Origin of the sequence: Aminobacter sp. NyZ550 (assembly GCF_025628925.2) — a bacterium.
In the GTDB taxonomy this organism is placed as follows: Bacteria; Pseudomonadota; Alphaproteobacteria; order Rhizobiales; family Rhizobiaceae; genus Aminobacter; species Aminobacter ciceronei.
The window spans coordinates 1,790,715-1,812,009 of record NZ_CP114190.1 but is presented as its reverse complement, the minus strand read 5'-3'; the positions used below and the strand labels follow the sequence as shown (position 1 = coordinate 1,812,009).

Annotated in this window: 14 protein-coding genes; 12 read left to right on the top strand and 2 right to left on the bottom strand. The window is 64.9% G+C overall.

Annotation, left to right across the window (positions count from 1 at the left end; genetic code table 11):
- The first annotated feature begins 70 nt into the window (after positions 1–70).
- The 11 genes from N7E70_RS09025 (at position 71) to N7E70_RS08975 (ending at position 14,594) form a co-directional block, all read left to right on the top strand.
- Positions 71–1,609, top strand: a complete 1,539-nt coding sequence (locus tag N7E70_RS09025; protein ID WP_263006120.1) for a sugar ABC transporter ATP-binding protein — start codon at positions 71–73, stop codon at positions 1,607–1,609.
- 19 nt (positions 1,610–1,628) lie between these two features.
- Positions 1,629–2,615 (top strand): ABC transporter permease, encoded by a 987-nt coding sequence (locus N7E70_RS09020; RefSeq protein WP_263006119.1) that lies wholly within the window; start codon positions 1,629–1,631, stop codon positions 2,613–2,615.
- Between the two features lie 22 nt (positions 2,616–2,637).
- Positions 2,638–3,618 carry a sugar-binding transcriptional regulator gene (locus N7E70_RS09015; protein ID WP_067957907.1) on the top strand — a complete coding sequence of 327 codons (981 nt, stop codon included), beginning with the start codon at positions 2,638–2,640 and terminating at the stop codon, positions 3,616–3,618.
- The gene (locus N7E70_RS09010) at positions 3,615–4,610 is read left to right on the top strand and encodes an aldo/keto reductase (RefSeq protein WP_263006118.1); all 996 of its coding nucleotides are present in this window, start codon (positions 3,615–3,617) and stop codon (positions 4,608–4,610) included. The genes N7E70_RS09015 and N7E70_RS09010 overlap by 4 nt, the downstream gene beginning before the upstream one ends.
- 19 nt (positions 4,611–4,629) lie before the next feature.
- Positions 4,630–6,336, top strand: a complete 1,707-nt coding sequence (locus tag N7E70_RS09005; protein ID WP_263006117.1) for a glycerol-3-phosphate dehydrogenase/oxidase — start codon at positions 4,630–4,632, stop codon at positions 6,334–6,336.
- The gene (locus tag N7E70_RS09000) at positions 6,327–7,169 is read left to right on the top strand and encodes a class I fructose-bisphosphate aldolase (RefSeq protein ID WP_067957897.1); all 843 of its coding nucleotides are present in this window, start codon (positions 6,327–6,329) and stop codon (positions 7,167–7,169) included. Before N7E70_RS09005 ends, N7E70_RS09000 begins: the two co-directional genes overlap by 10 nt.
- A 23-nt stretch (positions 7,170–7,192) precedes the next feature.
- On the top strand, positions 7,193–8,716 hold the full coding sequence (locus tag N7E70_RS08995; protein WP_263006116.1) for an FGGY-family carbohydrate kinase: 1,524 nt from the start codon (positions 7,193–7,195) through the stop codon (positions 8,714–8,716).
- A complete protein-coding gene (locus N7E70_RS08990) occupies positions 8,713–10,329 on the top strand; it encodes a GMC family oxidoreductase (RefSeq protein WP_263006115.1) in 1,617 nt (538 codons plus the stop codon). Before N7E70_RS08995 ends, N7E70_RS08990 begins: the two co-directional genes overlap by 4 nt.
- A 449-nt stretch (positions 10,330–10,778) precedes the next feature.
- Entirely contained in the window at positions 10,779–11,786 is a 1,008-nt protein-coding gene (locus N7E70_RS08985; RefSeq protein ID WP_263006114.1) for an iron ABC transporter substrate-binding protein, read from the top strand.
- Positions 11,787–11,985: 199 nt separating this feature from the next.
- Positions 11,986–13,503 (top strand): ABC transporter permease, encoded by a 1,518-nt coding sequence (locus N7E70_RS08980; protein WP_263006166.1) that lies wholly within the window; start codon positions 11,986–11,988, stop codon positions 13,501–13,503.
- Positions 13,500–14,594 (top strand): ABC transporter ATP-binding protein, encoded by a 1,095-nt coding sequence (locus tag N7E70_RS08975; protein ID WP_263006113.1) that lies wholly within the window; start codon positions 13,500–13,502, stop codon positions 14,592–14,594. Before N7E70_RS08980 ends, N7E70_RS08975 begins: the two co-directional genes overlap by 4 nt.
- A gap of 102 nt (positions 14,595–14,696) precedes the next feature.
- Here N7E70_RS08975 and N7E70_RS08970 read toward each other — a convergent pair whose 3' ends face one another.
- Positions 14,697–17,069, bottom strand: coding sequence for a DUF1989 domain-containing protein (locus tag N7E70_RS08970; protein ID WP_263006112.1), 2,373 nt, complete (start codon positions 17,067–17,069; stop codon positions 14,697–14,699).
- Positions 17,070–17,182: 113 nt separating this feature from the next.
- Entirely contained in the window at positions 17,183–18,259 is a 1,077-nt protein-coding gene (torT, locus tag N7E70_RS08965; RefSeq protein WP_154387550.1) for a TMAO reductase system periplasmic protein TorT, read from the bottom strand.
- Positions 18,260–18,370: 111 nt separating this feature from the next.
- Here torT and torS point away from each other — a divergent pair, with 111 nt between their 5' ends.
- Entirely contained in the window at positions 18,371–21,295 is a 2,925-nt protein-coding gene (gene torS, locus N7E70_RS08960) for a TMAO reductase system sensor histidine kinase/response regulator TorS (RefSeq protein ID WP_263006111.1), read from the top strand.

The window sequence follows — 21,295 nt, the reverse complement described above, 5'->3', positions numbered from 1 at the left end:
CGGGGCGACCAAGTCGGAAGGGGGGTTACGCCCCCTTCCACCTCGCAAGCGTTCATCGCAGGAGCATGGCGTGACCACAGCGCCCATTCTTGAAATCCGCGGGCTGTCCAAGGCGTTCGGCCCGGTCAAGGCGCTGAGCGACGTGCAGTTCGAACTCAAGCGCGGCGAGATCCATGCGCTGTGCGGCGAAAACGGCGCCGGCAAGTCGACGCTGATGAACATGATCGCCGGCGTGCTGCAGCCCGACCGCGGCGAGATACTGATCGACGGCGCGGCCGTGTCCATCCCCTCGCCGGCGGCAGCCCAGCGCCTCGGCATCGCGCTCGTCCACCAGGAGATCGCGCTCTGCCAGGACGCGACGGTCGCCGAAAATATCTACATGGCCGCGATCAATGCCCGTCGCGCGCCGCTGATGAATTTCCAGAAACTCTATGCCGACGCGCAGAAGGTGATGGACCTGCTCGCGCCCATTCCGGTGCGCACCAAGGTCGCCGACCTCTCCATTTCCAACCAGCAGCTCGTCGAGATCGCCAAGGCGCTGACGCTCGACTGCAAGGTGCTGATGCTCGACGAGCCGACAGCGGCCCTGACCGAAAGCGAAGCGCAGCGGCTGTTTGCCATTGTTCGCGGCCTCAGGGATCGTGGCATTTCGGTGGTCTATATCAGCCATCGCATGGCAGAGATTTTCTCTTTGTGCGACCGCGTCACCGTCTTCCGTGACGGCCACTACGTCGCCACCGACCCAATTGCCAAAAGTTCGCCCGACGACGTGGTGCGCAAGATGGTCGGCCGCGAGATCACCCAGCTTTATCCCGACAAGCTGGCGCCGGCAGAACCCGGCCGCAGGCTGCTGTCGGTCGAAGGACTTTCCGACGGCGACCGTTTCAGCGGCGTCAATTTCGAACTGCGTGCCGGCGAAATCCTCGGCATCGGCGGCCTAATCGGCGCCGGCCGCAGCGAGATCGCCCAGAGTATTTGCGGCCTGAGGCCGGTGACGTCAGGTACCGTCACTCTCGACGGCCAGCCCTTGCGCGTCACCAGCTACAGCGACGCCGTCAAGGCCGGTCTCGTCTACCTCTCCGAGGACCGTAAGGGCTCGGGCGTGTTCCTCGACATGCCGATCGCGGCCAACGTCTCGGCGCTTGACCTCAGCAAGCTGACCGGTTCGCTGGGCCTGCTCGACCGCAAGGCGGAAGACCGCCAAGCGGCCGACCTGACCAAGCGCCTCGGCGTGCGCATGGCCGGCATCGACGCCAAGGTGTCGACGCTGAGCGGCGGCAACCAGCAGAAGGTGGCGATCGCCAAGCAGCTGTCGATCGACCCCAAGGTCATCATCATGGACGAGCCGACGCGCGGCATCGACGTCGGCGCCAAGGTCGAGATCCACCGCCTGCTGCGCCAGCTTGCGGCCAAGGGCACCGGCATCGTCGTCATCTCCTCGGAACTGCCGGAGCTGATCGGCCTGTGCGACCGCGTGATCGTGGTGCGCGAGGGCCGCATCGCCGGCGAACTCGGCGCCGAGGCGCTCGGAGAGGAAGCCATCATCATGCTCGCCTCGGGCGTCCAGAATTCTTCACGTCAAGAAAAGCAGGCCGCACATGTCGCCTAGGGAAGCCGGAGAAACCCTCATGCACGCCGAGATCAAGGCACCCGACACCGCCGGGCGCATCAACCTCGCGCGCCTCGCCTCGATGCGCGAGGCCGGCCTGATTGTCATCATCCTGGCGCTGTGCATCGCCATGAGCTTCGCCTCGCCGCATTTCCTGACATGGGGCAATTTCCGCGCCATGCTGATGAGCTTCTCGATCGAGGGCATCGTCGTCGTCGGCATGACTATCCTCCTGATCGTCGGCGGCATCGACCTGTCGGTCGGCTCGGTGGTCTGCTTCTCGATGGTGGTGTCGGGCGCGCTGTTCCTTGCCGGGCTCGATCCGTGGACAGCAAGCCTGATCGGCATCGGCACGAGCGCCCTGATCGGCGCTGCCATGGGCTTCTTCGTCACCGTGGTCGGACTCAACCACTTCATCACCTCGCTCGCGGCAATGGTCATCGTCCGCGGCCTGTGCCTGGTCATCACCAAGGGCACGCCGCTGTCGCTGTTTTCGCTGCCGCCGGAATTCAAGGCGATCGGCCAGGGCAGCTTCCACGGCCTGCCCTATGTCATCATCATCTTCGTCGTCGTCGTTGCGATCTTCGACTTCCTGCTGCGCCGCGCGACCGCTTTCCGCAAGGTATTCTACACCGGCTCCAACGAGAAGGCGGCGCAGTTCTCCGGCATCAAAACCAGGCAGGTGAAGTTCTGGGTGACGGTGCTGTGCTCGACCCTCGCCGGACTGGCGGGTGTCATCTACATGGCCCGCTTTGGTGCTGCGACACCCACCTTCGGCGCCGGCATGGAGCTCAACATCATCGCGGCGGCGGTGATCGGCGGCGCATCTCTCAATGGCGGCTCGGGCACCATCTTCGGCGCCATTCTCGGTATGGCACTGCTCTCGGTGGTCACCAGCTCGCTGATCCTGCTCGACGTCTCCGTCTACTGGCAGGACATGATCAAGGGCTGCATCCTTCTAGCGGCCGTCTCCATCGACCACTTCCTGCACCGCAAGAAGTCCTGAGCATCAAGCACGAGACACCATCATGGCTCCCCCCAACACCCGCGACGACATATCGACCGTCCGCCAGATGCACCAGGCCCTCGTGCTCCACTATGTCGAGGGCAAGACCCAGGCCGAGATCGCCAAAGAACTCGGCATCTCGCACGCCACCGTCAACCGGCTGATCAAGCGCGGCCACCAGCTCGGCCTCGTCGAGATCAAGATCAAGTCGCCGATCGACCATCTCGTCGACATCGAGACGCGTCTTGTCGCGCTCGGCGGCATCGAACGCGCCGTCGTCGTGCCCTCGGTATCCGACAATCCGCAGACCGCGCTGCAGCGGGTCGGCGAGGCCGCCGCCCGTCTGCTGCTCGACACCATCAAGGATGGCGACACCATCTCGATCACCGGCGGCAAGGGCGTCAGCGCACTTGTTGCCGGGCTGAAGCCCGGTCGCAGCTATGATGTCGAGGTCATCCCGGCCACCGGTCTCGTCCAGGGCAAGCACTACACCGACGTCAACCACGTCGCATCGCTGATGGCCGACAAGCTCGGCGGCCGCGCCTACCAGGTGCATGCGCCCTTGTTTGCCGACACGCCGGAACAGCGCGAAATGCTGATGGGCGTGCGTTCCGTTGCCGATGTCTTCCGCAAGGCGCGCGAGGCAGATGTGGCGGTTGTCGGCATCGGCTCGATCTTGACCGACGACTCCAGCTATTACGACCTGCACCCATCATCGAGCGCCGACCGGCAGGCCATCCAGCAGTCGGGCGCATCGGGCGAGTTGCTCGCCCACCTGATCGACAGTCGCGGCAAGCTTTGCGGCTACGCCCTCAACCGGTCGCTGGTGTCGCTGACCTTGGATGAATTCGCCACCATACCGCGCTCGATCGGCATCGCCAGCGGGCCGAGCAAGGCCGCGCCCATCCTCAGCGCCATGCGCGGCAACCATCTCGACACCATCGTCACCGACGAGGCGACAAGCCTCCAGATTCTCGACCTTGCCGAACAGGAGGCAGCATGAGCTCCCGACAGATCCAACGCCCCATTGGCCGCTCCGGCGTCTCTGCTTCGGCCGTCGGCCTCGGCACCTGGGCGATCGGCGGCTGGATGTGGGGCGGCACCGACGAGCAGGCCTCGATCCGCGCCATCGAAGCCTCGATTGAATCAGGCATCAGCCTGATCGACACCGCGCCTGCCTATGGCCTCGGCCGCAGCGAGGAGATTGTCGGCAAGGCGATCAAGGGTAAGCGCGACAAGGTGGTCATCGCCACCAAATGCGGTCTCAACTGGCATTCCGGCAAGGGCAACCACTTCTTCGACCAGGATGGCAAGCCGGTGCACCGCTATCTCGGCGCCGACGGCATCGCCCACGAGATCGAGCAGAGCCTCGTCCGCCTCGGCACCGACTACATCGACCTCTACATCACCCACTGGCAGGATCCGACGACGCCGATTGCTGAAACGATGGCGACGCTGGAAAAGCTCAAGGCAGCGGGCAAGATCCGCGCCATCGGTGCTTCCAACGTCAGCGCCGAGGACCTCGAGCTTTATGTCTCCGCTGGCCAGATCGACGCGATCCAGGAACGCTATTCGATGATCGATCGTGAGATCGAGACCAGCCTGCTGCCGATCACCCAGCGCAACGACATCGCCACGCTCAGCTACTCCTCGCTGGCACTCGGCCTGTTGACCGGGACGATCGATCCCTCGCGTGAATTCACCGGCGATGACCAGCGCAAGGGCAATCCACGTTTCTCCGCCGCCAACAGGCAGAAGGTGGCAAAGCTCAAGCAGGCCATCGCGCCGGTCGCTGAACAGCACAAGGCGTCGATGGCCCAGATCGTCATCGCATGGACACTCGCCCAGCCCGGTATCACTTTCGGCTTGTGCGGCGCGCGCACAGCCGAACAGGCGCTCGACAATGCACGGGCCGGCGAGATCACGCTTGGCACGAACGAATTGGCAATCATCGACACGGCAATCGCCGCGCATCTCACCGCCATGGATGCCTGAGCGAAAAGGCACAGCCCACATGAACCGCAACGACACACTCGCCGCTCTGCGAGAGCGGCCCGATATTGCCGTGCTGGTGATAGGCGGCGGCATCAACGGCATCTCGGTGTTCCGCGAACTCGCGCTGCAAGGCGTCGACGTCGTGCTCGCCGACAAGGGCGACTATTGCTCAGGCGCCAGTGCTGCACTGTCGCGCATGGTGCATGGCGGGCTTCGCTATCTCGAAAACGGCGAGTTCAAGTTGGTGCGTGAATCGCTGGTCGAGCGCGACCGGCTGCTCAAGAACGCCCCGCACTATGTCGCGCCGCTGCCGACGACGGTGCCGATCTTCGACACCTTCTCCGGCATCGCCAACGGCGCGGTCCGCTTCCTCGGCCTGACGCGCAATCCCAGCCGCCGCGGCGCGCTGGTGATCAAGGCCGGACTGACCATGTACGACCTGTTCACGGCAGCACGGCGATTGATGCCGAAGCACCGCTTCCGCGGCCGTGCCGAAACACTCAAGACATGGCCCGCGATCAATTCCGATATCCGCAGCTCCGCCACCTATTACGACGCCTGGGTCAGCCGTCCCGAGCGCCTCGGCCTGGAGATGTTGTTCGACGCATTGGCATCGAGCCCCACCGCGCACGCCCTGAACTATGCCGCGGTCGCCGCATCCAACGACGGCCTCGCCCTTACCGACAGCTTGACCGGCGAGGTCCTGCAGCTCCGCCCCAAGCTGATCATCAACGCCACCGGTGGTTGGATCGACCTCACCAACAAGGCCATTGGCGCGGCCGCCCCGCGCATGATGGGCGGTACCAAGGGCTCGCACCTGATCGTCGACAATGCCGAGCTGCATGACGCGCTTGGCGGCCACATGGTCTATTACGAGAACGAGGATGGCCGCATCTGCATCCTGTTTCCTTATCTCGGCAAGGTGCTGATCGGTTCGACCGACATCCGCGTCGATGATCCCGACCAGGTCCGCTGTGAGGACGACGAACGCAGCTACATCCTGCAGTCGCTCGCTTTTGTTTTCCCCGCGATCGTGATCGCCGAAGAAGACATCGTGTTCCGCTTTGCCGGCGTGCGCCCCTTGCCTGCCAGCGACGACAGCTTCACCGGGCGCATTCCGCGCGACCATTTCTGCGAGTTCGTGGAACCAAGCGGCGGCCTGCCGGCGACCTTGTGCATGATCGGTGGCAAGTGGACGACCTTCCGCTCCTTCGGCGAGATGGCGGCCGACATGGCGCTCGAGCGCCTCGGCCTGACGCGCCATACCGGCACCCAGGACCTCGCCATCGGTGGCGGACGAGAATTTCCCGCCGCCTCGGATGCATGGTGCGCAAAGCTGGCGGAACAGCACGGTCTCAATATCGAACGCGCGCATGCCCTGCTTGAGCGTTACGGCACCTCGGCGGTCGATTTCGCGGCTGCCTCCGACCCGATGCTGGTGGGCTCCGACTATTCGACCGGCGAAATCCGCATGATCGTCGAGCGCGAGCAGGTCGAATGCCTCGCCGACATATTCCTGCGCCGCACAACCATCGCCATTTCGGGCGGGCTCAACCTCCAGCTCATCGAGGCCGTGCTCGCCATCCTGGCCAACCACAAAGGCTGGAGCGCCGCCGAGGCCGCCGCCGAGCGCAGCGCCTTTCTCGCCTTGCTCGCCCATCAGCACGGCATCGCACTTTCCGATCTCTCCCAGACGAACGACAAAAGGAGCGCCCTATGCGCCTGAACCACAAAGTCCGCATGAACAGGCTGTTCGGCGGTGGCCGCTGCCTCGACGTCGCCATCGATCACGGCGTCTGCAACGAACCGAGTTTCCTCAACGGGCTTGAGGACATGGCAAGCGTCGTCGGTCAGCTGGTCAAGGCTCGTCCCGACGCCATCCAGATGAACTACGGCCAGGCCGACCTGCTGCAGACCGTTCCGGGCAAGGACAAGCCCGCACTCGTGATGCGCATCGACATGGGCAATCCCTACAACAAGATCCGCCATCGGGCGATGTGGGCGGTGCTTCAGAACGAGGCCGAGCCTTTGCTCGGTGCGATCGAGATGGATGCGGCCTGCGTCGTGGTCAATCTGTTCATGCTGCCGGATGAGCCCGACCTGTTCCGGCAATGCGTCCAGAACATCGCACGCGTCCGCGCCGACTGCGAGAAATACGGTCTGCCGCTGATGATCGAGCCGCTGGCGATGCTGCCCGTCGACCAGAGCGGCGGCTACATGGTCGACGGCGATGCCGAAAAGATCGTCACGCTGACCCGCCTCGCCCGCGAGATGGGCGCCGACATCATCAAGGCCGACCCGACCACCGATCCCAACGACTTCCACCGCGTGGTCGAGGCGGCACGCTGCCCGGTCCTGGTGCGTGGCGGCGGCAAGGAGGATCTGCGCACAGTCTTCGACAAGTCGGCGGCGCTGATGTCGCAAGGCGCGATGGGGATGGTCTATGGTCGCAATATCTACCAGCATGCCCATCCGAGCGCGGTCGTTCGCGGACTGATGGCGATCATCCACGACGGCGCGGATGGTGCCACAGCCTTCGACCTGTACAAGCAGGCTTGAAGCAGCGGCATCGGGAGGAGCCAATGGGCACGTACATTCTTGGCCTAGATGCGGGCAACACCGTCATCAAGGCGATCATCTTCGACACGTCAGGGCGCGAACTTGCGCTCGCCGCCCGCGACGGCCGCTCCTGCATGCCGAAGCCAGGCCATGTCGAACGCGACCTCGACGAGCTCTGGCGCAACGCCATTGCCGTCATCGGCCAGTGCATCGACCAGGCCGGCATCGACGCCGGTGACATCGTTGCCATCGGCTGTGCCGGACATGGCAACGGGCTCTATGCGCTCGACCGCGACGGCGCTCCGCTGATCGGCATCCAGTCGCTCGACACGCGCGCCATAGGCATCGTCGACGAATGGGCCGAACAGAATGTCGGTGACCGCACCTACGCCCATTGCCTGCAAAAGCCGTGGGCGGCACAGACGCCCACCCTGCTCGCCTGGATCAAGCGCCATGCGCCCGAGCTTTTCAGCCGCATCGGCACGGTGTTTCTGTGCAAGGATTTTGTCGTCAACCGGCTGACCGGCGCACGCTCCACCGATACGTCTGATATGTCTGGCTGCGGCCTGCTTGAAATGCCCAGCCGCCGCTACGCTCAAGACCTGCTTGCCGCTTACGGGCTTGGCGACTGCATGGAGCTTCTGCCGCCTGTGCTGGAATCGGCCGAGATCGCCGGCCACGTCACGCCAGAGGTCGCGGCCCAGACCGGCCTGCGAGCCGGCACGCCAGTGGTGGCAGGCCTGTTCGATGTCGTTGCCAGCGCTGTCGGCTCGGGCGTCACCCGCACGGGCGCAGCCTCGATCATCGCCGGCACCTGGAGCATCAACCAGGTCATTACGGACGAGCCGATCCGCGACCCTTCGATTTTCATGCTGTCGACCTTCGACCCCAGGCGCTATCTGGCGATCGAATCGAGTGCCACCTCGGCCGCCAATCTCGAATGGATCGTCCGCGAGTTCTTCGAGCATGGCCATGACGGCGACGCTTCGCCGTTCGAATTGTGCAGCGAACTCGTCGCGTCTGTCGACCCCGATGGCGACATTCCGATCTACCACCCCTTCCTCTATGGCTCGCAGCAGAACGGCCACGCCCGCGCCGGATTCTACGGCGTCGCCGGCTGGCACACGCGCGGCCATATGTTGCGCGCCTTGTTCGAGGGCGTTGCCTTCGAGCACAAGCGCCACGTCGAGACCTTGTGCAAGGCGGGTGCCATCTTCGACGAGGTCACATTGTCGGGCGGCGGCTCGCGCAGCGCCGTCTGGCCGCAGATCTTCGCCGACGTGCTCGGCGTTCCGGTCACCGTGGCTCGCAGCCGCGAGACCGGCGCGCTGGGCGCCGCCATTGCCGCCGCGACCGGCTTTGGCCTCTTCGCCGACTATGCTGAAGGTGCGACGGCGATGACCTCGGCCGCCCGCCACTATACGCCCAATGGCGCGATTGCCCCTGTTTATGCCAGGCGCTATCGATTGTATGGCGAGATCAACCAGGCGATGGCCCCGATCTGGCAGCGCATCGCCATTGAGCAGTCCGAGCAGGCACCGCAGTGACCGAAGCATCCTCCTCATTTGCCGACCATGACTACGTCATCGTCGGCGCAGGCTCCGCCGGTTGCGTGCTTGCCAATCGGCTGTCCGCCGATCCCCGCAATCGCGTGCTTTTGCTCGAAGCCGGTGGTTCCGACCGCTATCACTGGGTCAACATCCCGATCGGCTACCTCTACTGCATGGGCAATCCGCGCACCGACTGGCTGATGAAGACCGAACCAGACGCCGGCCTCAATGGCCGCAGCCTGAACTACCCCCGGGGCAAGGTGCTGGGCGGCTGCTCGTCGATCAACGGCATGATCTACATGCGTGGCCAGGCAGCCGACTATGATGGCTGGCGCCAGGCCGGCAATGTTGGCTGGGGTTGGGATGATGTGCTGCCTTACTTCCTGAAGTCGGAAGACCATCACGCCGGCAAGAGCGCCATGCACGGGTCGGGCGGCGAATGGCGCATCGAAAAACAACGCCTGTCCTGGCCGATCCTCGACGCCTTCCGCGACGCCGCCGAGGAACTCGGTATCCCGCGCACCGACGACTTCAACACCGGCACCAACGAAGGTTCCGGCTATTTCGAGGTCAACCAGCGGGGCGGCGTGCGCTGGAACACCTCCAAGGCCTTCCTGCGCGGCATAACCGACCGCAGCAACCTGCGCGTCGTCACCGGCGCCGAGACCGAGCAGCTCGAATTCGACGGCAGGCGCGTTACCGGCCTCGTCTTCCGCAAGGACGGCCAGTTGCATCGCGTCAAGGCAAGCCAGACAATCCTCGCCGCCGGCGCCATCAACTCGCCAAAGATTCTCGAGCTCTCCGGCGTCGGCCGGCCCGAGCTGCTTTCAGGCCTCGGCATCGAAATCCGTCACGCGCTGGCCGGCGTCGGCGAAAACCTGCAGGACCATCTGCAGATCCGGACCGTGTTCAAGGTAACGGGGGCGGCGACGCTCAACCAGCGCTACCACAATCTGTTCAGCCGGGCCGCCATGGGGCTCGAATATGCGGTGAAGCGCAGCGGCCCGCTGTCGATGGCGCCGAGCCAGCTCGGCATTTTCGCCAAGAGCGATCCGCGTCTCGAAACGCCCGATCTCGAATATCACGTTCAGCCGCTCAGCACTGATCGGCTGGGCGAGCCGTTGCACCGCTTTCCAGCCGTCACCGTGTCGGTCTGCAATCTGCGTCCCGAAAGCCGCGGCAGCGTGCACATGGCTTCATCAGACGCGCGCGAGGCAGCGAAGATCAGGCCGAACTATCTCTCCACCGACGGCGACCGCAGCACCGCCATTGCCTCGCTGCGCCATGTCCGCCGCCTGATGAAGGCCAGGGCCGTCGCGCGCTTCGCGCCTGAGGAAATGCTTCCAGGGACCCAGTACGACAGCGACGCCGATCTCATCCGCAAGGCCGGCGACATCGGCACGACGATCTTCCACCCGGTCGGCACCTGCAAGATGGGGTCTGACACAATGTCCGTGGTCGACGACCGCCTGCGCGTCCACGGCCTCGACGGATTGCGTGTCGTCGACGCCTCGATCATGCCGACGATCGTTTCCGGCAACACCAATTCGCCTGTCATCATGATCGCCGAGAAGGCAGCCGAAATGATCCTCGGGGACCGCCGCGCCTAGCCGCAGCGCCTAGCCGCAGATCGTCTGGGCCAAAAGAAAATCGCCTGGGGTAATGCAATCGTGACCCACTGGAACGGGGTCACGATTGCAGCCGATTGTCTTGACCGCCCCGCCACGCGGTGCGGCGTCGGCACAAATTTCCAAGAAACGCCGGCTAACGGCTGATCTGGCGGTCGGGGTCCAACGCTTTCTCCACTTGCGATCAACATAGCACCAGTCCGACAGGCCTGGCTTGTTCGAGTAACGTCTGACTTCGCGACAGCGAATGACTTCGCTCAAGTTTCCAGCAGCCTTCTCGATACGGCCCAGCTCCCAGCATCGTTCACCGAATGCGCCTCGCCAACGCCTTCCCTGGCGTCGACATGTCCATCCATGTTGACTACGCTACTCATGTATTGCTGCCGCCTGTCCGGCCCAGCACACACCTTCAGCTTCCAAGGAGTGCCCCCGTGAAGTCCACCCATTTCGCTTTGACCAGCGCCGCCCTGCTGTTGGCCCTCTACGCCTCGTCCACTCTGGCGCAGGATGCCGAAGGCATCGTCGTCTATAACGCCCAGCACGAAAGCCTGACCAACGAGTGGGCCGAAGCCTTCACCAAGGAAACCGGCATCAAGGTGACGATCCGCAAGGGCAGCGACACCGAGTTCGGCAACCAGATCGTCGCCGAAGGCAAGCTGTCGCCGGCCGACGTCTTCCTGACCGAGAACTCGCCGGCCATGGCGCTGGTCGACAATGCCGGGCTGTTCGCGCCTGTCGATGCCGACACGCTGGCGCAGGTGCCCGAGGAATTCCGTCCCGCCAACGGCCACTGGACCGGCATTGCCGCGCGCAGCACCGTCTTTGCCTATGACAAGATCAAGCTCACCGCCGACAAGCTGCCGAAATCGCTGCTCGATCTGGCCGATCCGAGCTGGAAGGGTCGCTGGGCGGCCTCGCCGTCGGGCGCCGATTTCCAGGCCATTGTCGGCGCGCTGCTCGAACTCAAGGGCGAGGCAGCCACCGTCGAATGGCTGAAGGGCATGAAGGCCAATTTCACCGCCTATCGCGGCAACAGCACCGCCATGAAGGCGGTCCATGCCGGCGAGGTCGAGGGCGCCGTGATCTACCACTATTACTACTATGGCGATCAGGCCAAGACGGGCGAGAACAGCAAGAATGTCTCGCTGCATCTGTTCAAGAACCAGGATCCTGGCGCCTTCGTCAGCATCTCTGGAGGTGGGGTCCTCGCGTCCAGCAAACATCCCAAGGAAGCCCAGGCGTTCCTCAAGTGGATCACCGGCAAGACCGGCCAGGGCATCCTCAGGACCGGCACCTCCTTCGAATATGCCGTCGGCACCGGCGACGAGTCCAACCCGGCGCTGACCCCACTCAAGGACCTGCAGGCGCCGAAGGTCGAGGCCTCGAAGCTCGACAGCAAGAAGGTGTCCGAGCTGATGACGGCGGCCGGGCTGCTCTGAATGCCACTGCGCCAATCAAGCTCCCGCAACACGGTCGCGGGAGCTTTTGCACCTGAAGGGCTTGCCAAGACGGCGGAATTCCTTCACCGGATGGTCACCTATTCCTCGCCGCGAGGCGAACCGGGAGCCTGGAGTGACGCCTTCGTCGGCTGAATATCATCCTTCGCGGCCATCGACCCCAGCCGCAGCCTGGTCCCGCCTGCTGCCGACATCCTGGATCGCGGTCGCGGCGGTGCTGGTGTCGCTGTTTGCCCTTTTGCCGCTCGGCTTCATCATCTGGGTTGCGATCCAGACCGGCTGGACCTCAGTTGCCCAGCTGGTGTTCCGGCCACGCGTCGGCGAACTCTTGGTCAACACGCTTTCGCTCGTCATCCTCGTCGTGCCGATCACCGTGCTTTTGTCGGTGGCCCTGGCCTGGCTGACCGAACGCAGCGACTTGCCCGGCGCACGTTTCTGGTCGGGGCTGTCGGTAGCGCCGCTCGCCGTTCCCGCCTTCGTCCATTCTTATGCCTGGATCACCCTGTTTCCATCCATGCACGGCCTTTTCGCCGGCGTGCTGATTTCGGTCATCGCCTATTTTCCCTTCATCTATCTGCCGGTGGCAGCGACGCTGCGCCGGCTCGATCCGGCGCTGGAAGACGCTGCCGCCTCGCTCGGCAACACCCCTTGGCGCGTTTTCCTTCGGGTCGTCCTGCCCCAGCTCAAACTCGCCGTGCTGGGCGGCGCGCTGCTCGTTGGCCTGCACCTGCTTGCCGAATACGGCCTCTATGTCTTCATCCGCTTCGACACCTTCACCACCGCAATCGTCGACCAGTTCCAGTCGACCTTCAACGGACCGGCGGCCAACATGTTGGCCGGCGTGCTGGTCGTCTGCTGCCTCGTGCTCCTGGCGCTCGAAGCCATGCTGCGCGGCGGCGAGCGCTACGCCCGCGTCGGCTCGGGTGCTGCGCGCACCGCTGTGCGCACAAGCCTCGGCCGCGCCACCGTGCCTTGCCTCGCCTTGCCACTGATCACAGCATCACTGGCGCTCGGCGTGCCATTCCTGACCGTCGGCCGCTGGCTCGTCGCCGGTGGCGCCGGCGTCTGGAACCTCGATGTCATTAGCCTCGCGCTGTGGCAGACGCTCGTGCTGGCACTCGGCGGCGCGCTGCTCACCGTCGCCATCGCCATTCCAATGGCGTGGCTGTCGATCCGCCGCCCAGGCCCACTGCCGCGCCTGCTCGAAGGCTGCAACTACATCGTCGGCTCCTTGCCCGGCGTGGTCATCGCGCTCGCTCTGGTCACGGTCACGGTGCGTGTCGCGATGCCGCTCTACCAGACCGTCGCCACCATCCTTGCGGCCTATGCGCTGATGTTCCTGCCCCGGGCGCTGGTGTCGCTACGCGCCAGCATCGCCCAGGCTCCGGTCGAGCTCGAACAGGCGGCCGGCAGCCTCGGCCGCAGCCCGCTGCGCGCGCTGTGGTCGACGACGGTGCGCCTCTCCGCGCCGGGCGCCGCCGCCGGCATTGCCCTGGTCGGGCTTGGCATCACCAATGAACTCACCGCCACCCAGATGCTCGCGCCCAACGGCACCCGCACGCTCGCCATGGCCTTCTGGGCGATGAGCAACGAACTCGACTATGCCGCAGCCGCACCCTACGCGCTGATCATGGTGGTGATGTCGCTGCCCTTGACCTGGCTCCTTTATGTACAGTCGCGACGGATGGCCGGCCGATGAGCTTTCTTCACCTGCATGGCCTGCGCAAAGCCTATGGCAATGTCACCGCCGTCGACGGCATCGAGCTTGCGGTCACAGTCGGAAGCCGCACCGCCATCGTCGGCCCCTCGGGCTGCGGCAAGACCACACTGTTGCGCCTCATCGCCGGTTTCGAGGCCCCCGATGCCGGCAGCATCGTGCTTGATGGGACCGAACTCGCGGGCAATGGCGATGTCGTGCCGGCGCATCGCCGCGGCATCGGCGTGGTGGCGCAGGACGGCGTGCTGTTTCCCCATCTCAGCATCGCCGACAATATCGGCTTCGGCATGAAACGCGACGAGGATGCGCGCGACGAACGCATCGCCGACCTCGCTTATGTCGTCGGCCTCGACAGGGGCATCCTCAAGCGCCGCCCGCACCAGCTCTCCGGCGGCCAGCAGCAACGCGTGGCACTCGCCCGTGCCATGGCGCGCAAGCCGCGCCTGATGCTGCTCGACGAACCGTTCTCGGCTCTCGACACGGGCTTGCGCGCCTCGATGCGCAAGGCCGTCGCCGAACTGCTCGAACAGTCCGGCATCGCCACGATCTTGGTCACCCACGACCAGGCCGAGGCCCTGTCTTTCGCCGACCAGGTCGCTGTCATGCGCGACGGCGCCTTCTCGCAGGTCGGCGCGCCACGCGACCTCTATCTGCGCCCGAAGGACCGGATGATCGCCGAGTTCCTCGGCGACAGCATCATCCTTCCGGCGCGTATCTCAGGCGGCATCGCCGAATGCGCCATCGGCCACATCGGCGCTGACAGCACGAGCCCGCGCGACGTCGCCCGTATCATGCTGCGCCCGGAGCAGGTCTTCCTTGAGCCGGCGTCGCGGGCGGACGTCGCCAATCCGCCACCCAACGTGGTCTTCGGCGAGATCATCGAGGCAGAGTTCGCCGGCTCGGTAAGCACTGTCGCGTTGCGTGTACTCAACAGTCTCGACCCGCCCGACGCCGCCGTTATCGGCAACCACCCGCTCATCCTGCGCCGGTCCTTCGTCGACGCGCCAACGGTGGGCGCGATCGTACGGATCAGTGTCCACGGCAAGGCCCACGTCTTCGATGGCACCGCCTGATCAGGCTGATCCCGCCGCTACCAACAGAAAGCCCCGCTGTTGCGGGACCCGCGATTGCGGGGCTTTTGCGTTGTCGAAGGTGATGTGTGGTGCCGGTTGCGCCTACGACCGTGGGCGTTCCTTCTTGGGGTCGTAATGGGCGAACGGCACGATCCTGGCCGGCAGGCGCTTTTGCTGGCCGTCGAGCTTGCCGACTTCGACCTCGGTGCCGATCTCGGCATGTGCTGCCTCGATGCGAGCGAGTGCGATGTTCTTGCCGAGGATCGGCGAGCGCATCGACGAGGTGACGATGCCGATCTGGGCGCGGCCGATATGGACGCAGTCGCCGTGGCCGACAGCGACATTGGCGTCGATGTCGAGGCCGACAAGCTTGTGGATCGGATTGTCCTTGCGCCGGATCAGCGCCTCGCGGCCGATGAAGTCGTCGGTCTTGGTCTTCAGCGGCACGGTGAAGCCGATGCCGGCCTCGAACGGGTCGGTCTGGTCGGAGAACTCGTAATTGGCAAAGATCAGGCCGGCCTCGATGCGCACCATGTCGAGTGCTGCAAAGCCCATCGGCTTCAGCCCATGCGGCTGGCCCGCTGCCCACACCGCGTCGAAGACGGTCTCGGCATCGCGCGGATGGCACCAGACCTCGTAACCGAGCTCGCCGGTGTAGCCGGTGCGCGAGACGACGATCGGCACGCCGGTCGCATCGCCGATGCGGCCGATGGTGAAGCGGAACCATTCGAGTTCACTGAGCGCCGGCTGGTGCGGCGGCGTCCAGACGATCTCCTTCAGGATGTCGCGGCTGTTCGGGCCCTGGACGGCGATGTTGTGCATCTGGTCGGTCGAGGAGCGGACCAGCACCTTGAGGCCGAGTTTCTCCGCCTGCTCGCGCAGCCAGACGCCGGAATAGTCGTCGCCGCAGATCCAGCGGAAATTGTCCTTGCCCAGACGCAGCAAGGTGCCGTCGTCGACCATGCCGCCATGCTCGTAGCACATGGCGGTGTAGACGACCTGACCGACACCGAGCTTCTTGACGTCGCGGGTCAGCGTGTACTGCATCAAGGCTTCGGCATCAGGGCCCGTGACCTCGAACTTGCGCAGGGCAGAGAGATCCATCACCACCGCCTTCTCACGGCAGGCCCAGTATTCGGCGATGGCGCCCTCCTTGGCGAATTCCTGCGGCAGCCAGAAGCCCTTGTATTCGATGAAGTTGCGGGTGTGCTTGGCAAAGCTTGCGTGGAAGCCGGTCTCGCGGGTCATCTTGGGTTCTGCCTCCGGGGTCGTGCGTCGGGCGATCGCGCGCTGGAATGTGTTGGAGCCGGAATAGGTCCGGACGTGGATGTCGGTGAGGTTCCAGCCATTGGCCGGCGTGGTGTCGTCGGGACAGGCAGAGGAGACGCAGACGATGTCGGTCAGCGCTCTCAGCAGCACATAGTCGCCCGGCCGCGACCACGGCTCGTCCGAGAACATCACGCCATGGGCGTCGATGCCGGTGTTGAAGAAGAAGTTGACCGCCATCCAGCCGGCGCGGGCATTGACGCCATGGGGTGTCAGCGCACCGTTGAAGTTCTCCGAGCAGTTGATGTGGCCGGGATAACCGATGTCGTCGTAATATTTGGCGTAGCAGGCGAGCGCAAAAGCGTCATGCCGGCCGCAGGTGTCCTGCACGACCTCGACAAGCGGCTCGAAATCCTGGTCGAAATATTTGGCATGCAGGCCGGGCATCGGATAGGCGTGGCCCATCAGCGAGCGGGTGGCGGTGACGTCGAGGGCGAGGTCCCTGCCCTTGTCGAGCTTGCGCGCCGAGAAGCACTGGAAGTCGGTGCACTGGCGGCCATCGACGTCGATGATCTGGATGTAGTCGCCGGCCTTGACGAAATAGCTCTCCGCCGTCTTCGACTTGACCCTGAGATCGAGCACCGGATCGGCGAGCGGATCGGGCAGCTCGAAGCCGCCTGACCCGGCCCGCAGCTTGGCCCGCTTGACCATCACCACCAGAGGCGTCGTCGTGTCCTGGCTGTCGACCGACATCGGCGCCCCGGGTGCGGCAATCACCAGCGAGCCTGGCCGCGAGACGACAAAACGCTCCTCCACCCCGGCAGCGGTCGCACCATCGAAGAAGCGCACCGCCTCGACCCGGCCAAGCTCGAGCTTGCGGCGGGCGAGGCCAAGCCGAAACTTCTGCAAACTCTCGTCGCCATCGACGAGCAGCGCCTTCAGCCCCGACGCATCGCTGTTCGAGCGTGTCGACAGGATACCCGGATCGGCGCGGCCGGCGGCATCAAACGCCACCAGCTCGCACGCCTGCCCGCCTTCGAGATTGCGCACCGTCACATGATCGCCGGCTTCGATGTCGATCAGCACCGCACCGCCACCAGGCACGTGATAGCGCTCCATGCCGGGCAGCAACAGGCCTGGCTGCACAACCAGGCTCGGACGCGGAGGGCCGGCCACAATTTCGGGGTAGACCACATTTGTCGCAACCATCACCGCCCTCCTCGCAGCACGCCGCAGCCACCTGCCAGATTAGCATCCGACTGTGAACCGGTCCGCCGCGGCATGTGAAAATCAGCACAGCAAATGTGAAAAATTGTTATCGGCTACTGCACGTCGAACGTCGGCTTGAACCAGGCAGGGGCCAGGCTGCGTTCCAGGTCGAGCGCCTGGATATTGTTCCTGTCGATCACCTCGACCGGCGGGCCGACATGGCGGTAGTGCAGCGTGCCCTCGATCGCCCGGATCGCCTGGTCGATGGCGATCCGACCCTGCAGCGGCGGTGAGTCGGTCGGCGCCGCCACCACCTTGCCCCGGTTGATTTCGCGGAAGGTACCATGGGTGAAATAGTCGGCCAGAACCTGGACGTGGTTGGCCCTGCCCTGCGCCCTCAGGATGCTGACCGCAGCATCCGCCGTGGGCGCGCTGCCGACGATGTAGTCGATATCGGGCTGGGCTTCGAGCATCTCCTCGATCAGCAGGAGCTGGATCTCGACGCCGGTGTCGCCCCATTTGACCGCAGCAATCTCGGCCGAACTCTGCTTCAGCGCGCGCTGGAAGCCGGCTTCGACGAATTTCACCCAGCCTGCACCCTTTGGCCCGGGAAACCAGGCGACGCTGACCGGCATGGTGCCGGCCGGATGCAGCCGCGCCAGATAGGCACCGATGGACTGCCCCATCTCCTCCCAGGAGACCCCCGATTTCGCCGAGATGCCGGCGTCGTCGATGTCGTTGACCGCAGCGATGACAGGGATGCGCCTGGCGATATCCTTGATCGTCGGTGTCAGCCCCTCATAGGACACAGTGCCGACGATGAGCGCGTCGGCGGTGGCGCTGCAGGTGCGGATCTGCTCGATCTGGCGCTCGAGATTGGGATAGCCGCCGGCCTCGACGACGGTCAGTTTGACGCCCGCCGAACGCGCCTGCTCGACCATGCCGTAATTGACGCTGACCCAGTAGGAATCCTTGAGATGCGGATAGGACGCACAGATGCGCCACGGCTTCGCCGCTTTGACGACCGGCTGGTAATCGATCGTCGCCGGCTGCCTGGAATAGTCGAATGGCGGCTCCCAGGCGTTCAGCTTCCACGTCGTTTCAGCGGCCCCGGCGGACTGGGCGATACTGCAGGCGACAAAAGCCGTGGCGATCAGGTTCAGGCAGTGGCTTGGGGCGGGGGCACGCATCGTCTTACGCTAGTGCATGACCCGGAAAATCGAAATCGATTTTCGAAAAGGATCATGCCCACCCAAAAGCTGCAGCTTCCGCTGGCAGCGCAAACCATGGTTATATGAGCCATGCTTCATAGGTTCGGCATCGGCGGGAGGCTGTTTCTCGCCTTCCTGTGCATCACCGCACTGTCCCTGACATCCGGCATCGTCAGCTGGCTGATCCTGCGCAACATTGCCGATGCCCAGGCCGTGGTGAACGCCCAGGCCTTGCCCGCAGTGGCGGCGACCCAGCGCACCGCCGAGCTCAGCGCCAAGCTGATCGCCACCGCTCCTGCCCTTGCCGCCGTAACCTCGCGCGACGAACTGCTCGCCGAACAGGCCAAGCTCGCAACGCTGTCGCAGGAGATCGTCAAGTCGCTCGCCGAGGTCCGGCGTCTATCGATCGACCCCGAGCTCGTCGAGGCTTTTGCCGGCTCGGTCGAGAAGATGCTGGCCAACCTCAAACAGAACAACGAGCTGGTGCGCCAGCGTCTCGACGAGGACAAGGCCTATCGCGACAGCGCCGAGGCGGCGACCTCGGCGGCGCAGTCGGTGCTGCTGCTTTCGGAAACTTTGATCTCCAACGCCTCGGCCGGCGCTTCGGCGGTGACCGCCGGCCTCTATGGCCTGATCGGCGATCCCGGGCGCCGGGAAGATGCCTACATCGCGCTCGACCGGCTGATCGAGCACGACATCTACCTGATGGAGCGCATGTACGAGCTGCGCCACCGCAGCGCCCAGATCAGCCTGCTGATCAACCGGCTGAGCCGCGCGGAGACAAAGGCCGAGATCAGCGAGATCAGCGGCATCTTCCAGGACCATGTGAAGGTCATCAGGCGCCGCATCCTTAGCATCGACGATCCCGTTCGGCGCAAGCAGGGCATCGAGTTCTTTGGCGCCATCGAGGCCGCCGCCGGCGACGTGCCCGTGTCGGGCTCGATCTTCGGCCGCCGCCAGCGGGTCATCGACCTAGCCGGCAGCCTGAACGCCATGGCCGAAGCCAACCGCGATCTCGCCGTGACGCAGAACCAGATCGCCCGCAACATTCTCGACCGCTCCGACGAGTTCGCCCGCACGACAGCCGAGCGCGCCGACAATGCTGTGCGCATCGGCGTCATCGTGCTTGTCGTCACCCTGCTCGGCGCCATCCTCGCCTCGGGCGCCATCGTCTGGTTCTATGTCGAGCGCAACCTCGTCCGCCGCTTGAGCGGCCTGTCGCGTGCGATGCAGCGGCTGACGACGGGTGATCTCGACGTCACCGTCACCGACAGCGGCGACGACGAGCTGCGCACCATGGCGGTGGCCGTCAATCAGTTCCGCGACGAGTCGCGACGCCGGCTCGAGTTGGAGCAGGAACGCGCCCGCATCACCGACGAGCTCCGACGCCACCGCGAGGAGTTGCAGCAGCTTGTCGAGGAACAGACCGAGCAGATCAGGCTGGTCAACACGCGCCTGCGCCAGGAGGCGATCGACCATGACGAGGCGCGCGCCCGGGCCGAGCAGGCGAGCAGCGCCAAGTCGGCCTTTCTGGCGACGATGAGCCACGAGATCCGCACGCCGATGACCGGTATGCTGGGCATGATGCGCCTGCTCGCCGACAGCAAGCTGGGGCCGAAGCAGCGCGAGCATCTGTCGATCGCGGCCAGCTCCGGTGAAGCCCTGCTCGGCATCCTCAACGCCATCCTCGACTACTCCAAGGTCGAAACGGGCAATGTCGACGTCGACAAGGTCGATTTCGACCTCGGCAAGCTGGTCAGCGGTGTTGCCGCCTTCATGCGCCCGATGGCCGCCGAAAAGGGGCTCGACCTCACGCTGGTGCTCGACAACAAGCTTTCGCCCGCCTTCAGCAGCGACGCCGGCAAGATTCGCCAGATCCTTTTCAACCTGGTCAGCAACGCCATCAAGTTCACTGAGCACGGCCAGGTCACCGTCGACGTCAAGGTCGTCGCCAACCGCAAGGACATGCAGACGTTGCGTCTTGCCGTAGCGGACACGGGCATCGGCATCGCGCCCGAGCGGCAGCAGGACGTTTTCCAACCCTTCACCCAGATGGACGCCTCGATCACCCGCCGCTTCGGCGGCACCGGGCTCGGCCTTGCCATCAGCCGCGAGTTCGCCAGCCTGATCGGCGCTGAACTCAGCGTCGCCTCGGAGCCCGGAAAGGGCAGCACCTTCATGCTCGACATGACGCTGCGCAAGGCCAAGGCAGCAGCGCTTTCGGCCCAGAAACGCCAAGGCGGCCGCAAGGCCAAGCCCGCGGCCTGCAACATCCTGGTGGTCGAGGACGACGACGCCACGCGGCTGGTCTCGACCACGGTGCTGGCCAATGCCGGTCACCGGATCACGGCGGTCAGCTCCGGCTATCTCGCGCTCGAGGCAATCGGCGAGTTCAGACCCGACCTCGTCGTCATGGACGTCAGTCTTCCCGGCATCGACGGCATCGAGACGATGAAGCGCTTACGCGAGAAGCTTGGGACGCCCGACCTGCCTGTCGTGGCGATGTCGGCGCATGTGTTCAAGGCCGATGTCGAGCGCTATCTCGACGCCGGTGTAGATGCCTTCGTTGCCAAGCCGATCGTCCACGAGCAATTGCTCGACGCCGTAGCCTCGCTCGGCGGCCAGTCCGCGCCGCAACAGCCACAGGACGTGGTCGCGCTCGATATCGCTGCCTTCAAAGCCGACGTCGACGCATTGGGTTCCGAGACGGTGCGGCGGCTGCATCGCATCGCCCATGACAGCCTGCCCCGGCGCTTCAAAGCGATGCGCGACGCGGTCAAGGCGGATGACCGCGAAGCATTGCGCGACCTTGCCCACGCCACCCGAAGCACGGCCGGCTCGCTCGGTTTTCCACGTCTCTTGCAGGCGGCTGAAGCTCTTGAGACGGCTGCGGCGCAAAGGCCGGCAGCTGAGCTCAGGCAGATCGTCGGCTCTTGCGAAACGGCCTTCGCCGACGGCTCGCGGCAATGGGAACAGATGCTCGAAGGCAGCGCCGACCCCGTCCTGCCGGCCTAG